Annotated in this window: 12 protein-coding genes, 1 tRNA gene and 1 pseudogene; 5 read left to right on the top strand and 9 right to left on the bottom strand. The window is 60.0% G+C overall.

Annotation, left to right across the window (positions count from 1 at the left end):
- Positions 1-425 precede the first annotated feature (425 nt).
- From K323_RS0122295 to K323_RS28080, 3 genes are all read left to right on the top strand, one after another.
- Positions 426-650, top strand: coding sequence for a hypothetical protein (locus K323_RS0122295; RefSeq protein ID WP_022887477.1), 225 nt, complete (start codon positions 426-428; stop codon positions 648-650).
- 127 nt (positions 651-777) lie between these two features.
- Complete coding sequence (locus K323_RS0122290) at positions 778-2,796, top strand: PIN domain-containing protein (RefSeq protein ID WP_022887476.1); 2,019 nt, start codon at positions 778-780, stop codon at positions 2,794-2,796.
- Positions 2,793-3,281, top strand: a complete 489-nt coding sequence (locus K323_RS28080; RefSeq protein ID WP_022887475.1) for an ASCH domain-containing protein — start codon at positions 2,793-2,795, stop codon at positions 3,279-3,281. The genes K323_RS0122290 and K323_RS28080 overlap by 4 nt, the downstream gene beginning before the upstream one ends.
- 97 nt (positions 3,282-3,378) lie before the next feature.
- Here K323_RS28080 and K323_RS0122275 read toward each other — a convergent pair.
- Positions 3,379-4,995, bottom strand: a pseudogene (locus K323_RS0122275) (DUF6119 family protein).
- Positions 4,996-5,227: 232 nt separating this feature from the next.
- On the opposite strand from K323_RS0122275, the gene K323_RS28075 reads away from it, so the two are divergent.
- The gene (locus K323_RS28075) at positions 5,228-6,850 is read left to right on the top strand and encodes a recombinase family protein (RefSeq protein ID WP_022887472.1); all 1,623 of its coding nucleotides are present in this window, start codon (positions 5,228-5,230) and stop codon (positions 6,848-6,850) included.
- On the opposite strand, the gene K323_RS29960 is transcribed toward K323_RS28075, so the two are convergent.
- Positions 6,812-6,907, bottom strand: a tRNA-OTHER gene (locus K323_RS29960). The genes K323_RS28075 and K323_RS29960 overlap by 39 nt on opposite strands.
- Before the next feature lie 842 nt (positions 6,908-7,749).
- Positions 7,750-8,364 carry a TetR/AcrR family transcriptional regulator gene (locus K323_RS28070; RefSeq protein ID WP_022887471.1) on the bottom strand — a complete coding sequence of 205 codons (615 nt, stop codon included), beginning with the start codon at positions 8,362-8,364 and terminating at the stop codon, positions 7,750-7,752.
- A gap of 95 nt (positions 8,365-8,459) precedes the next feature.
- Here K323_RS28070 and K323_RS0122260 point away from each other — a divergent pair, with 95 nt between their 5' ends.
- On the top strand, positions 8,460-8,744 hold the full coding sequence (locus tag K323_RS0122260) for a dihydrofolate reductase family protein (protein WP_022887470.1): 285 nt from the start codon (positions 8,460-8,462) through the stop codon (positions 8,742-8,744).
- 334 nt (positions 8,745-9,078) lie between these two features.
- Here the strand turns inward: K323_RS0122260 and K323_RS0122255 are convergent, their stop codons facing one another.
- The 6 genes from K323_RS0122255 to K323_RS0122230 all read right to left on the bottom strand — a co-directional run bounded on the left by K323_RS0122255 (position 9,079) and on the right by K323_RS0122230 (position 14,517).
- Positions 9,079-9,822: a sulfite exporter TauE/SafE family protein gene (locus tag K323_RS0122255; RefSeq protein WP_022887469.1), complete on the bottom strand. Its 744-nt coding sequence runs from the start codon at positions 9,820-9,822 to the stop codon at positions 9,079-9,081.
- A 94-nt stretch (positions 9,823-9,916) separates the two neighbouring features.
- Positions 9,917-10,918: an amidohydrolase family protein gene (locus K323_RS0122250; RefSeq protein WP_022887468.1), complete on the bottom strand. Its 1,002-nt coding sequence runs from the start codon at positions 10,916-10,918 to the stop codon at positions 9,917-9,919.
- The gene (locus tag K323_RS0122245) at positions 10,915-11,760 is read right to left on the bottom strand and encodes an ABC transporter permease (protein ID WP_022887467.1); all 846 of its coding nucleotides are present in this window, start codon (positions 11,758-11,760) and stop codon (positions 10,915-10,917) included. The genes K323_RS0122250 and K323_RS0122245 overlap by 4 nt, the downstream gene beginning before the upstream one ends.
- Complete coding sequence (locus K323_RS0122240) at positions 11,757-12,608, bottom strand: ABC transporter permease (protein WP_022887466.1); 852 nt, start codon at positions 12,606-12,608, stop codon at positions 11,757-11,759. Before K323_RS0122240 ends, K323_RS0122245 begins: the two co-directional genes overlap by 4 nt.
- Positions 12,605-13,381 (bottom strand): ABC transporter ATP-binding protein, encoded by a 777-nt coding sequence (locus tag K323_RS0122235; RefSeq protein WP_022887465.1) that lies wholly within the window; start codon positions 13,379-13,381, stop codon positions 12,605-12,607. The genes K323_RS0122240 and K323_RS0122235 overlap by 4 nt, the downstream gene beginning before the upstream one ends.
- 35 nt (positions 13,382-13,416) lie before the next feature.
- Positions 13,417-14,517, bottom strand: a complete 1,101-nt coding sequence (locus tag K323_RS0122230) for an ABC transporter substrate-binding protein (protein ID WP_022887464.1) — start codon at positions 14,515-14,517, stop codon at positions 13,417-13,419.
- Positions 14,518-14,661: the final 144 nt, after the last annotated feature.

The raw sequence follows: 14,661 nt of genomic DNA, 5'->3' as shown, positions 1-14,661 counted from the left end.
GCTCGTGACCCAACAACCCTTCGATGAAGACGCGTATTGTCAAGGAAGGCTCAGTCGCGGACGGTGACGGCCACGGTAGCTATGCCGCTCGACGGCGCAACCTAGCTTGCCGCCCGCCCGCGCTGGGCCGCCTCTCACGGCGCACACGAAAGCCTGCCGCACAACGGCGCCTGATCAGCCTGCCGAACCAACGACGGCCCAGCCCTCCACACGAACGCATGTCCATCGACCTCCCACAGCCCGGTCCAAAAACGTCCCGGGCCGATCACACACGTCCAGCATCAAACTTGACACATGGCGCGAAAGCTAGTCGCCGACCACGAACTCGGCACGGAGGCAGAGCGAGCGATAAACGGTCACGGCTGAGGCGGCGCGTTCCTAGAACGGGAATCGTTCTCCGACACTTGTGGCAATAGCGTATTCACATGGATACCGAACCTACCCTCGCTCAGCTTCGCCGACGTGCCAAGGAGCGTGGTCAGGTGATTGTTAAGTCCCCGTCGGCGGACCTGTACGCGCTTGTCTTTCCTGACAACGCCGGCAAAGGCACGGACCCCCGTGGCGAAAAGGGAGCGGCTCTTGCATTCGCGGACGACGTGGGCATGTCACTCCGCGAGGTTGCTCAATTGCTGGCGGGCGACGACACCTGACTCCTTTGATCTCAATGCCGTCTCCGCCTAGCCAGGCAGGGAAGTTGACTCCCGCTCGGCCTTGCGGGCCTCCGGATCGAGCCGCTCGTGCTAGACAGATGGAGCGATCGGCTGAGAGGGGGCTCCGTTGGACGTGAGCGTCGTCGCCTGGGACCCGGAGTCTGCCGATGCCGAAGCACAGTTGGGCTCAGTCCTCATGATCCACAAGGCCAATCGCGCGCGGCTCGGTCCAATGCCCGATATGGCTTTCCGTGACCGTGCGAGGCACCGGGGCCTCCTACTCGGCATGCTCGATGCAGTCATCACGGGTTACATCCTTTACGACATCCCTCGAAGTAACCTGATCAAACTCGTTCATGTCTGTGTGGGTGAGGTGTCGCGTGGCACAGGACTGGCGCGCGAAATGGTCGACACCGCGATCAGGTTGCATCCGCGACGGTCGCTGATCGCGGCTTCTTGCCGCACCGATTACGGCATCGACGCGTTCTGGCAGTCGCTGGGCATGCATGTAGCGTCGGAGCGCGCCGGCAGGGCCCTCAGCGGCTCGATCCTGATGAATTGGGTGAAGCGGATCAACCTCGAGGATGGACTCGATCTTCTGGAGTCCGCGTCGCTCGAGTCTGGTCTGCCGATCGCCGTGCTGGACACCAATATCATTGGCGACCTCTTCTCACCGCCCGATATCCGGCGCGACCATCGCGAAGAGACCGTGGAGCTCCAGGCCGACTGGTTGCAACCGCTGGTGACCTTCGTTACCTCAGGCGAGGTTGATAACGAGATCAGCAAGAACCAGGACCAAGCGGTGCGTACCCATCTTCGAGCAGCCAGCCAGCACTTGACGAGGCTGAGCACTCTTCGCCCAGGCGATCGGACTCTCGAGAATGTCCTGCTGGCCGCGACCGACACGCATGTACTTGCGAAGGACCCGAGCCTTCGGCAGGACGTCCTCCATCTGGTCGATGCCATCCACGCAGGAGCCGACTACTTCGTCACAAATGATGGCAATGTACATCTCGCCGCCGCTGGGTGGAACCTCGGAGAGCACGGCATCCAGGTCGTGCGTCCACATCAGCTGATCACGGCCCTGAGCCCTGAGCCCTTTATGTCTGACTTCCGCTCGAACCTCATCGATGACGGAGACCTCGAATGGCGTGACGTTACGAGTGACGAGCCCGGACTGGAACCAGCCTTCCGCGTCTATGAGATCGAAACGAAGCCGAACGCGTTCAAGCAGCGCCTCCGGGACCTGATGGCGAAGCGGAAGACGATCAAGGTACAGAAGCTGGTCGATAAGCAAGGCAGTCTGTGGGCACTTGCTGCCTTGGAGCTCGATGGGACGACCCTTCGACTACCGCTGATCCGCGCCATTCGAGGTGAACGCGGAAGCACTGTTGCCTTCCAGTTGCTTCGACACTTCCGACGAGCGGCCTGGGAGCACCATGCGACACGCATCGAGGTCGCCGACACGGCCATCTCGGTCACGCTCGATGCCGCACTGAGAGCGGACGGCTTCAGCGATGACGTGCTCCGCGCGGCCATACTCGGTCCGGCAGCAGCTACGGTCAATGCACTCGCGCTTACCTCAACTGCAGAGGTCGCCCTTGCTGAGCGGCATCAGTGGCCGCTCGTGGTCCAGGGCGCCAAGATGCCGACCTACATCATCCCGATTCAGCCTCGATGGGCGACCAACCTTCTCGGCCTAAATGATGGCCTCATCTCGCTGAGGCGACGGGGGCTAGGACTTTCCCGTGAGCTGGTCTATTTCTCGGGATCGAGGATTGAGCCTAAGGGCCTGCCGGCGCGCATCCTTTGGTACGCCACCGGCGACAAGACGATCACGATTCGGAAGATCGTCGCGAGGTCGGTACTCGTCGATTCAGCGCGAGTCTCCGCTGAGGACGCGATCGCGCGCTTCGGCAAAGTTGGCGTCCTCCGAAAGTCCGAGATCGAGGGCGCCGCTGGCAAGACAGGCAAGGTCAATGTCATACGCTTCCAGGACACTGAACTTCTCGGACGATCGGTCTCGCGCCACGACGAGATCTTCAAGCGATATGTGAAGGACACGGTGCAGAGCATGCAACAGGTCGACTCCCAGATGTTCGACGACGTGATGGCGCTGCAGTTCGATGGAGGACATGCGGTATGAGTCGGGTTCTCCTACTGTCAGTCCGACCCCGTTTCGCACGGGGACTCTTCGCTGGGACGAAGACCGCAGAGATTCGGCGTCGCTTCCCTGACGTACCAGAGGGCACGACCGTCATCGTCTACTCGACGTCACCGGAGAAGGCGATCCTTGGAACCATGCGAGCGCGGAGGCTTGTTCGAAGCAACGCTGAGGAAATCTGGCGGAACTACTCACACGTCATCGGGATCGAAAAGGCAGAGCTCATCGACTACCTCCACGGTGCGAGCGAATGCTCCGTCTTGGAACTCGACACCCCCAACTTGTGGTTGCGCCCAGTTAGCCTCGACGATCTCCGCCGACAGCTCCATATCGAGCCGGCCCAGAGCTTCCGTTACCTCACCGACAAACAACTCGGCCGTCTGGAAAACCTGGCCACAAGACCAGCGACAGACCTCGCCGATCGGTCTCTACTCGGCACAATCGAGTCGGTTCCAGCCCTCGCGTAGCGACGACCAAGAGATTCCTTGCGCTCCACGCGATGGGCGTAGCTTCGAGGGAATCCCCGCCGTTGGCATCCTACGTCGGATCATATTCGCGGTTCAGCTACTCGAACTTCGGCGTTCTGGGGGCACGTTCCTTCTTGTCGGGATCAATCGGGTTCATCGGAATGCGCGCTAGGCCGAAGGAGAACTGACCTCGCGTGACCTGCCGAAATCCATTGGCGATTTGGACCTTGGAGAAGAAGAACAGGGTGTCTGCTAATCGGCCCGGCTTAGCAGTCGCAATTGCAAGCACAAACGTCGCCGACTCGCGATCTGGAGTGGCCGTCGTTGATATCTCAGCCCATGCTTCGGCCAGCCTTTCTCGATACTTCAGATCACCCCATGCATCAGCACTATTCACGGCCTGCGCCACGAGATGCGAAAGGGTTGGCGAATCGGATGCTGTCTTTACGCACAGCAGCTACGCGTTGGGAGTTAGAAGGTCGCAAATCTCGAGCTTTTCGTATCGCCCGAAGTACACGAGTTTCTTGTCGAGGTTCACCCAGCTGCGCGCGTTCGCGACGAGGATGTTATACGAGCCTTCAGCTGTCGGGTCTGAGGGATCGTCGCGGAGCGCCTTGGCATCCCAGGTTGGAAGATTCAACGATTCGCTGAAGTCGGGTATCGCTTGGACCTGCGCTTCGATTTCCGCGACGAAGTCAGTTCTCAGGGAGAACCAGAGCCCCGCAGAGAGCAAATAGTTCTCGCCTCCGTGGACAACTTCGGTCTGAATGTATGACTTCAGCGGGTAAGCACGATCGACGTTGTCGCCGTTTTCGTCGAGGGCATAAACACGGATGTTTTCGAGAGGGCTCTTTGACGGGTCGAGACTCTGCGCGATCTTCAGGACTGCAGTGGTCTCTAGATCGGCAAGTTCATAGCGCTGGTACTGACAAGTGATCTCGAAGTGGTCAACATCGAGCTGCTCGAACGGATCAGGCGCCGCAAACGCCAGTCCTGGCTCCTGGTGTCTGATCTGGGCGTCTGCTAGTCCGTCGAGGATTTCGATTATGGGATCGCTCTTGTCGATAGGGACAATCTGATCAAGGAAGGGAAACTTGGTCTTGAACTGCTCCCCTTCCCATGCCTGCACGACTTCATTGACCTTCTTGCCAAGCATCGAGAAGGTGAAATTCGGGATGGTGAGTGTGAGCGAGTCCGCCCCTGACACTGCTGAGGCAAATCCTTTGTCCGATGACTTGCCGGACAACTGGCGAAGCCAGTCCTCGTCCACCTCGACGTTCAGGTCGCTAAATTCACCGTTGATCGGTAGCAGCGTCTTTTGATCCCGTGAACTGCGTGCAACCCCTCGGGTCTGGCCGCCTCGGATGCCGTTGGCCGCGACCATGTTGGCCGTCACCCTGAGTCCAAATCCACGTTCGATCAAGGAGGGCTCGATCGCGTGGAAGCCCGTGCCGAACGTGACCGCAACGACACGAGAGTTCGACATGACCAGGACAACGGCACCCAGGCTTCGAGTTTCGAGATCAGCCGGATCGACATCTACCGTCGCGATCGCACTCAACTCGTCCATCCATCCGGGACGACGTGGGTCGCCGTGAAGCACGTAGACGCCGGCAATCTGATCATCGCTGGACTTGAGCTCGGCTGGCGTAATTTCTACTTTTGACCGTAACGACGAATCGTCCGCTTCAGCGGACTCGCGAAGCAGGTACATGGTCAGTCTCACCGTCGAGCTCCGCTCTCTCGGCAAAAGCATCCCATGCGTTAGTCGAATCAACCCGACAATTCTTGCCCGAGTTCCAAGGCCATGACACAGTACGTCGCCCGACCTGGCGGTCATTCCTCAGTCTCGACCACTTGCTAGTGGCGATCAGGGCAAAGCAATTCTTGCTCCGCCTGATCCACCGCCCACACGGGATGCCCCGAAACCAGGTCACGTTGGGTTTATGACTGATGAACCTCAGATTTCTGATCAGCAATCTCTTCGTTTCGAACCGTTGACGGCGGTCTCGTATTCGCGCGTCTCGACGGACCGACAGGTGGGCAGCGGAAGCACGGACGATGGCTTCTCGCTGACGGCGCAACGTGCGGCGAACAAACGGCATGCGCTATCGCTGGGGGCGGTGGTCGTTGCGGAGTTCGTCGAACGTGGTGCTTCGGCGCGTACCACGAACCGCCTGGAGCTGCAGCGGATGCTCGAGTACGTCTCCACCCGCAAAGTCGATCTCGTCGTCGTGCACAAGCTCGACCGGTTGGCGCGGAATCGCGCGGATGACGTCCAGATCGTCGAGGCGCTGCGCGGGGCAGGAGTCCGCCTTGTCTCAACGACGGAGAATATCGACGAGACCGCCAGTGGTCGCCTGGTGCACGGGATCATGGCCTCGATCGCGGAGTTCTACTCTCACAACCTCTCAACCGAGGTGAAGAAGGGCCTGCGTCAGAAGGTAGACGAAGGCGGCACCGCGGGCCGCGCACCGCTCGGCTATGGCGACCAGGATCGCGCGCCCCACATCAGCTGGGCCTTCGAGCAGTACGCGCGACGGACCTGGAGTGTCCCGCGGCTCACGGAAGCTCTGTCCTCCCGCGGCCTGAGCTCACGCTCGTCCGAACGGGTGACAGGTGCGCCACTGGGTTTGAGCGCCGTGCGTCGCATGCTACGCAACCCCTACTACAAGGGCGTGGTCACCTTGAATGGCGTCGAGCACCGCGGCTCGCACCAGCCCCTCGTCTCGGCAGAGCTCTGGGAGAAGGTGCAGACAGTCCTCGTCGCCCGGCGTTACAGCGAGCGTTCGCGGGTGCATAACCACTTCTTGCAGGGCATGCTCTACTGCTACTCCTGCGATCGCCGACTCATCCTGCAACACGTCACCTCGGCCTCCGGGAAGCGCTACACCTACTTCGCTTGCTCCGGCCGGCAAGCAAGTCCGATCAACTGCCACCAACGGGCAATCCCGATCACCGAGGCCGAGCACCGAGTCGAGCAGCTCTACGCATACCTGAGCATCACCACGACCGAACGACAGCAGATAGAGAACGAAGAGATCGAGCATCGCCGAACAACGGACACGGATCACCTGACGCAACTCGGCGAGATCGACGATCACTTACGGGACCTCGACGAGCGCCAGCTCAAACTGCTCGACGCCTACTACGCCGGCGCACTCCCCCGCACGCTCTTTCTCGACCAGCAGCGCTGGCTCACCGGTCGCAGAACACAAGCCGCGCATACTCGCGACCGGCTCAAAATGAGCAGCGACGAGAGCCGTCGTGAGCTCGCGCAGCATCTGGACGTCCTCGAAGGCTGCGTTCGGCTCTACACCGGCGGCAATCCTGTCCGGAAGCGGGACCTCAACGGGACGCTATTCCAAAAGATTCGCATGGGACGAGAGATCCACGAAACCGAGGGCATCTTCGCCGAAGAGTTCCGCGAACTGGTCGGTCGCCCTAAGGGGAACTTAATGTGCGCTATTCCAACCTCAGGAAAATCCCTGGTCAGAGCTATTTTTCTATTTGCAGGCGACGACACTACGTGCCCCTGGAGGGACTCGAACCCCCAACCCTTTCCTTAGGATGGGTTGGGGAAGGAACTCCTCTGAACGTCCCGCGGGACCCGGAGAATAAGGGGCTTAGAGGAGTCTGAACGGTCGCCGGCGACTTTCAAGGCCCAACGGATGCCCTATGTGTCCCGGAGTAAACGTAGGGTAAACGTAGGATTTGGTGGCATTCCGCGCATGGGGAAGATATGGATAACGGTCTCGCATTCTTCATCATGGCTTCCACCTCTGGCACGTACACGGTGACAGGTAGCGCCCCCGGCGTCATCTTCCGGATCGCGGGGGTTAGGTTTTGGTCGAGAGCCTGACCTCTAACCCTCTGGCATACACACACATACCCCTGCAATCTGGTAACTCGGTAACGAGGGCCCGAATTAACCCTTTGACCAGCTTCTTATGCGTTACCAGGGTGGTGGTAACCAGCGGTAACGCTGGTAACGCCGACCAATATTCGACGCTTTTGGCCCTTCGCGACGAAAAGACGACTGATGTACCAGGCAACTGGTACACCCACCTGTACCAATGCACTGGTACACCCAGCCGAATCGGACCCCTCTGTACCAGTCGACTGGTACGCCCATCTGTACCAACGCACTGGTACAGCCAGCCGTACCGGACGCGCTTCACCCGGAGAGACTTTGCCCTGCCGCCGGCTCAGCGCCTTGCAGGCTGCAATCGTCATGCAACTGAACCCCTAGTCTTGTCGAAGCCCAGCAGCTGCGCCGACGGATTTTATTCCAATCCTGCGGCGGCCTGCATGATCGATTGCGGCTGAGAATTGGGAGCTGTGATCATGGCAAAGCGGCGCCTCGGCGCTGCGGGACTCGATCTACACGCATCCGTCGGCGACAGAGGCCCTGAATTAGGTGCTCGCCTCCTTGAGTTGAGTTGGCATTGAGGATGCGTTTCGCTCTTCACGGTCTGCTTGTGAGCAGGGCCGCGACGCCCGCGATGTGTCGGGCGAGGGTCTGATGATCCGGGACGGGCAACGGGGGCTCAGTGATCAGCACGTGGTGAATTGCGGCGGTCAGGACGAAGCCAAAGGCCTGCGTATCAGCGTCTTCGCGGATCTCGCCGGTTCGTTGTCGAGACTCGAGGAAAGCGGTCATGACGGCCGCCCACGAGCGAGTGGCACCCGCTGCAGCCGCCGCGCGGAGGAACTCGTCGCCACGAGGACCCCGGCTCACCTGGTCGACGAGGTCGGGTGCCAAAGAGTCGAAATGAAGAGTGGCGAATTCCATGATCCTCGTGGCCAGATCGCCGCCGGTGCGTTCGGACCAGTCATCGATCTGTGCAATGAGCTCCCGGAGCGAGCCCCAGGCCAACTCCCACAGCAACTCGTCCCGCGAGGTGAATGCCTTGTACGAGAGCCCGACAGCTGTTCCGGCTTCTCTCGCGAGTGCCCGCATCGTCAGGCCCTTCGTTCCCTCTCGCGCCACGATGCTGCGTGCGTGCGTCAGCAGTTTCTCGCGTAGTTCGTTGCGTACTTCGTTGCGTACTTCGTCAGTGTCTCGTGCAGCGCGCGCCAAGGGTGTCGACCTCCAGAGGGTTGACGACAAAACTACCATGAACTAGTGTTCATGAACGCGCGTTCACGCTTTGCCAAGACGGGAAAGAGATAGCCATGAGCACAACCAAGGGAGACCGCCCAGCCGGCGTCACCGCCACAGAACCCGGTGCCGGCCGGGTGATGCTTCACTTCACCATGTCGCTCGACGGCTTCATCGCCGGCCCAAATCACGAGACGGACTGGATGTCCGGCTTCTCGGAGCTTCCTCCGGGAGCATTCGAGGCCTACGCGGAAGCTGTGGGCGCGGTCAGTTCGCGCCCTCACTGGCGAGCCGCGCCACGTCGGGCTCGGGCCGCTCTGCCAGTGTCATCCCCGCCGTTCCCGCGGCTCGATCCGTAACCACGATCGCTTTCATCTGAAGACTCCTCTCTGTAACAATTCTCGTTTTGCCCCGTTTCGATGAAACGGGGATCTTCGTTGTCTCCATGACCCGGACCCCTTGGACAACTCGACCCGCGTCTGAGGGCCAGGACATATTGAAGGACCCATGAAACGCGAAGAATCGTTCACACTACACGTTGCTGTCGCGCCACCCATCGCTTCGGAGACGGACACCCCCAACTGCTCAGGCCCATCAGAGCTGTATTGGGCCGGGTCATCACCGCAACCAACACCGCCATGCTGAGCGCTACAACCGGACGGCCTTGACGATTGACGCAATCGGGCGTTCCATCTACAGTCGGGCAATCCCAAACATGAGTGCGGCGACACCGCCCGCGTAGGAGATGACGGTGACGGCATGACGCGCCGCCGTTACGCTGACCCGCAGTGCGAGCAGTTCACCCAGGGCTAGTCCGCACACCGTGCACACGATCATGAGTATCCAGAACCACAGCTCATACTGGGGCGGCCCCTGACCCGCCGCAAAGATCTTGGTGACGAACGACAACACACCCAGCGTCAGGAAGAACGGCTGAACGGTGGCCGCAAAGCTCCTTTGCTCCCAGCCCGTCAGCACCCGGTACACGCTCGCTCCGGGTCCCCCGAGGCCCGCTGTAGCGCTCATGAATCCCGAGGCGAGACCGGAGACGATGCCCGCAGGAACTTGTGGAGCGACACGACTTACTCGTCGAGCAAGCAGTGAGATGGTGAGTGCAACCAGAAGCGTGGCACCTACGAGAATCTGGAGCACGAAGCCGCCGAGCCACATGGTGACGAACGCCCCAGGAAGGATCGCGAGCCCGGCTGGTACCGCGAGGAGGAGGTATTGCTTCCAGTCGATGTAACGCCAGGTGCGGCCCATCACGATGGCCGCGGAAGCTGCACCGCAGATGTTGACGATCAGCACCCCGTCAAACGGGCCGAGCAGGATGACTAGGGCCGGGGCGACAACCAAGGAGAAGCCCATACCCGAGACCCGCTGGGCGGCGGCGCCCACCAGCACGGCGAGGGAGACCAGGACGAACTCGACTGCCACCTCGATCTCCTTTCCGGACTCGACACAAGCCGGCGGAGGGTCCGGGATGTGCGTTACCCGCACACTCCGGACCCGCCGCTCGGGGTCGTGAAAACTACGCCGGACGTCGAGTCAGCAACTCGCGCGAGTTGCCTTCGAGAGCTCGCGTAATTGCGGTGGGACGATCTGCGAGTGCAGCCCGGACCGAGCCGACTGGATCGGTATCTGCCATATCGAACGGATAGTCGGATCCCAGGCACAGCCTGTCATCTCCTACCCGGTCATGCAGGAACCTCAGCGAGAGTGGATCGTGTGTGAGAGTGTCAAACCAGAACCGATCGAGGAAAGTCGACGGCGCCGTGCTGATATGAGTGCGCGACTCCGGTCGAACCTTCCAGCCGTGATCGAATCGCCCAATCTGGTAAGGCAGGAATCCGCCACCGTGCAGGAGGGCGAAGCGGAGTTCCTCGTTTCGAGAGAGCACACCTTGGAAGATCAACGACGCTGCAGCGACCGTCGAGTCCGTGGGATTGCCGACGAAGTTGTGGATGTAATGTTTCTGCATCCTGTCACCGCCAGCGATGTCGGCTCCCGGGTGTAGAACCACCGCCATACCTGCACTGTTGGCCGCCGCCCAGACGGTGTCGTGTTGCGACTCGCCCAGGTTCACGCCCGCCACGTTGGTCCCCAACTCGAGACCGACGACCTCGGGCACTTCAACGAGGCGTGCAAGTTCCGCCAGAGCAAATTCCTCGCTTTGCATGGGCAGGTGGCCGAGAACGACGAAGCGGTCGGGGTGCTCCCGCGCCATCGCAATCATGGCCTCGTTGTGCAGACGGGCGGCGATCGCGGATGCTTCGCCCTCGAGCCCATAATTGAAGTGAGGCGGTGGCACACTGAGCGCTTGCATGTCTACTCCGGTGGCATCCATATCGGCCAGCCGCACTTCAATATCGAACATACCTGCCGCGATCGGGCCGCTGATACGGCCGTCCGGGTACTCAAACCACCAGGCATCATCGCGGCTAACGATCTTGGGGGCCACGCTGGGAACCTGACGCTGCAGCTCCTCGATGAACCCCTCTGGCACAGTGTGGGCGTGAATGTCGATGGTCATTGTTTCTCCAAATCGGGTCGATTGATCGATGCACTTCGCCAGAAAACGAACTTCTTCTCTAGCCACCAGATCGTGAGGTACACAACGAGTCCGATCGCAAGGAAAATGAAGATAATCACCCAGTACGACGGCGTGTTGAAACTCGAGCGATATCGCAGCATCAGATAGCCCAGACCGCCTGTCGCTCCAATGAACTCAGACACGATCGCACCAATGATCGCCGTTGTCGCGCCGAGCTGGAGTCCGCCGAAGATGACGGGAAGAGCGATCGGAACCTTCACCTTGAACATGATCTGCCAGCGACTCGCCCTCAGGGAACGCATAAGGTTGATCGCGTTGGGTTCCGCGAGTCCCAACCCGGACAGCGTCGTGATGAAGACCGCGTAGAAGCACGCGATGGCTGCCTGCAGGATCTTGCCCTCGATACCGAACCCGATCCAGGCGATGATGATGGGCGCCAAGATGACAGTCGGGATCGCCTCGAGCGCCGACAAGAACGGCAGGTAGGCCGATCGGAGACGACTCGAGGTACTGAGCAATATGCCGAGAAGGAAGCCGATCGCACCGCCCAGCGCGAACCCACCCGCGATCTCAGTGAGCGTCCGCAATACCTGGTCACCAAAACCGGCTGCCCCGACCACACGCGGGAAGGCCTCGATCACCGAACCCGGGGTCGGCAGCAAAATCGGCGGCACTGCTTTGAGTACGTCGGTCGAGAGCCACCAGACAAACAGGATGAAGGGAGCGAGAGCGATAGTGAGCAGGTACGGAGCTGCTTTCTTCCGCCTCGCCTTGGGAGTATTGCTGATCGCGACCTGCGCGATCCCTTCCGTGCGCGTCATCTTTTCCTCGCTCGAGATTCTTCAGACCAGAACACGACGCGACGCTCGACGACATCGGCGATCGACACCAAGGTGACAGCGATGATGACGACAACGAAGACGACGGCATAGGTCATGCCCATGTTCAGCTGAGAGGCAAACTCTTTTGCAAGCGTGCCGAGTCCGCCATCGGATGCGGCCAGAATCTCGGCCACGATCACACCCGTGAAGGCAAGAAGCAGCGCGTGCTTAACACCCACCATGATCAGAGGGATCGCGGTGGGCAGCTGCAACTTAAGAAACACCTGCCTCTTACTCGCCTTGAGCGACTGCAAGAGTTTGAACTCATTCGCCGACGGCAACGAGAGGCCGACCATAGTGTCGATCCAAACCGGGAAGAAGCAGATGATCACCGCGAGCGCGATCTTGCTCTCTGACCCGAATCCCAACCATCCGATGAGCAGCGGGGCGAGGACCACCTTCGGCAGCGCCTGCACGGCGATCGCGTACGGTGTGATGGCCGTTCGCACGAATGGGCTGGTGCCGAGAGCGACACCCATGGCGAATCCGAATGCGACCCCGATCACCCAGGCGATACCCACCGCTGACATGGTCTTGGTCAGGTCACCCCACCAGTAACTACTGCCGAGAAGCTGAACGAACGCCGCAACAGTGTCGGTGAAGGTGGGAAACAGCACGCGGTTAATCAGGCCGGTCTGCGGAATGATCTGCCAGAGCACCACAATGACGACAATGGTGAGGATCGTGATCCAGGCCGAACCGTTGCGGATCCGTTGGAACAAAGACTCTTTCTTAGGATGGTTGCGGGTCGCCTTCGCGCCCGGCGGCGGTGAAGCGATCAGCGTCATTGCAACTCCAGCATGCTGCGTGCTTCTGCAACGAGCTTGATAAAGTCGTTCGTGGTCTGGAGCTCGGGCCGGCGTGGGCGGTCGAACGGAACCTCGAGGATTCCGACGAGCCTTCCCGGCCGAGCACTCATGACCGCAATACGGTCAGACATGAAAACCGCCTCGGTAATGTTGTGGGTTACGAGCACGGCTGTGCTGTTGGCGTAGTTCTGAAGCCGCAGCAACTCCTGGTTCATCGTCTCGCGGGTGAACTCGTCCAGCGCCCCAAAAGGCTCATCCAACAGCAGCAGTTTGGGGTCGTGAAGTAGCACGCGAGCGAGCGCCGCACGCTGCTGCATGCCTCCGGAAAGCTGCCACGGATAGGAGTTCTCGAACTCGGAAATGCCCACCATGGAGAGCAACTCTTGCGCCTTGGGCTTGAACTCCTTCTTCGATTCGCCGAAGATTTCGACGGGGAGCAGTACGTTCTCAAGGGTTGTGCGCCAAGGGAACATCACCGCCTGCTGAAACATCATTCCTATCTGACGTCTCGGTTCAGTCATCGGCTCGCCGCCAAAAGTGATTGTGCCCTCGGTTGCTCTCAGCAGTCCACCCATGATGTTCAAGGCAGTTGACTTGCCGCAGCCGCTCGGGCCAAGGAGGGAGAGGAACTCTCCCTCCTTGACCTCGAGGTTCAATCCACTCAAGGCGACCATTTCCTTATCACCCGTTCCGAAGATCTTGGTTATGCCTTCGGCTTTCACAAGGGGTGAGGTTTGTGTAGTGATCGTCATCGTGTTGTTTCTCAGTTCTTCTCGTTAGAAACGGTCTATTCGTTGACCATCTCGTATGCTTCAGCGTCTGCAGAGAGTCGGTCCCTGTCGAACTCGTTCGCATACTCGATGAAGTCGTCGTTGAGCACAGAAGCAGCTTCGACTTCGATGTAGTCGGGTGATGTAGAGCGGATGAGGTCGAGGAACTCCTGCGTGCCCTCAACATCGTGTGCACCGATGGCATTGATGTCTGCCGGTAGAACCTGCTTAAGCGAGAGGTCGAAGCGCAGGTCACCCTGTGAAATACCATCGGCGTTCTCTTCGAAAGCGGAGGGAATCGCGGTCTTCATCATGTCGCGGCAGGCATCCGGGTTCTCCAGACAGAAGAAGATTCCCATTGCGGTGCCGCGGGCGAACTCCTTCATCGCTTCGGGCTTTTCATCAAGCACCGCCTGAGTGGTGATGATTCCTCGAGCCGGGAACGTGTTGTAGATCGCAGGCGTCAGATCAGTGAGGTTGTATCCAGCGGTCTGAAGCGCGAAGATGTCGTTGTACGCCGTGGCGTAGGCATCTACCGATCCGCTATCGAGAGCGGCAAGAGTCTCCGGACCACCAGAGCCGATGGGGATGAGCTGAACGTCTGTGATGGGGTCGATGCCAACATCGCGAAGCGCCGCTTCGAGGAACGCGACTTCTCCACCGCCAGGCTCGGAGATACCGATGTTCTTTCCACGCAGACCCTCGATATCGGTGATTCCGCCCCCTTCAGGAACGAAGATGCCGAAGATGGCACCGCTGGAGTAGGTGAACATGTTCACCACATCCATGCCGACTAGTGCGGCCTCACCGAACGCGGGAGCCGACGGGTTGCCCGCGTCTGCATTTCCGGCGATGAGTTGCTCCATAGCTGCCCCGGACCCACCTGCAGCAACGAATTCAACGTCGAGTCCCAGTTCGTCGTAGTAGCCCAGGTTCTGGGCGGCAAGCCATCCCCACCACTCAGCGGTGTAGGTGTCCGTCGATGCCATAGCCATCGTGATCGAGTAGCGTTCGTCGCCACCATCCGATGCACCGTCCTCCGCGGCAGTAGTACACCCGCTCAGTGCGAGAACTCCTACCGCTGCGATTGCTGCTGCAATTTTCAACTGACTCTTCATGCTCGAATCTCCTTTGGTTCGTTGCAATTCATGTGATGCAAAAGTTGCGCTGTGTATCTTGGTTTCGAAACTCATCGCTGAGTTTCGAGGTAGGTGGTACTCAGCTGTAGGCCAATCTCGCACCTGCCGAACCCATCGACCAGA

Source organism: Glaciibacter superstes DSM 21135 (assembly GCF_000421145.1).
Taxonomy (GTDB): domain Bacteria; phylum Actinomycetota; class Actinomycetes; order Actinomycetales; family Microbacteriaceae; genus Cryobacterium; species Cryobacterium superstes.
The sequence above is the reverse complement of the archived record's forward strand: the minus strand, read 5'-3'. Positions and strand labels throughout refer to the sequence as shown.

Excerpts from the sequence above, each read along its gene's own strand:
- K323_RS28075 (WP_022887472.1), top strand. The coding sequence starts at position 5,228 with ATGACTGATGAACCTCAGATTTCTGATCAGCAATCTCTTCGTTTCGAA.
- K323_RS0122250 (WP_022887468.1), bottom strand. The coding sequence starts at position 10,918 with ATGACCATCGACATTCACGCCCACACTGTGCCAGAGGGGTTCATCGAG.
- K323_RS0122235 (WP_022887465.1), bottom strand. The coding sequence starts at position 13,381 with ATGACGATCACTACACAAACCTCACCCCTTGTGAAAGCCGAAGGCATA.
- K323_RS0122260 (WP_022887470.1), top strand. The coding sequence starts at position 8,460 with ATGAGCACAACCAAGGGAGACCGCCCAGCCGGCGTCACCGCCACAGAA.
- K323_RS0122295 (WP_022887477.1), top strand. The coding sequence starts at position 426 with ATGGATACCGAACCTACCCTCGCTCAGCTTCGCCGACGTGCCAAGGAG.
- K323_RS0122245 (WP_022887467.1), bottom strand. The coding sequence starts at position 11,760 with ATGACGCGCACGGAAGGGATCGCGCAGGTCGCGATCAGCAATACTCCC.
- K323_RS0122230 (WP_022887464.1), bottom strand. The coding sequence starts at position 14,517 with ATGAAGAGTCAGTTGAAAATTGCAGCAGCAATCGCAGCGGTAGGAGTT.
- K323_RS0122240 (WP_022887466.1), bottom strand. The coding sequence starts at position 12,608 with ATGACGCTGATCGCTTCACCGCCGCCGGGCGCGAAGGCGACCCGCAAC.
- K323_RS28080 (WP_022887475.1), top strand. The coding sequence starts at position 2,793 with ATGAGTCGGGTTCTCCTACTGTCAGTCCGACCCCGTTTCGCACGGGGA.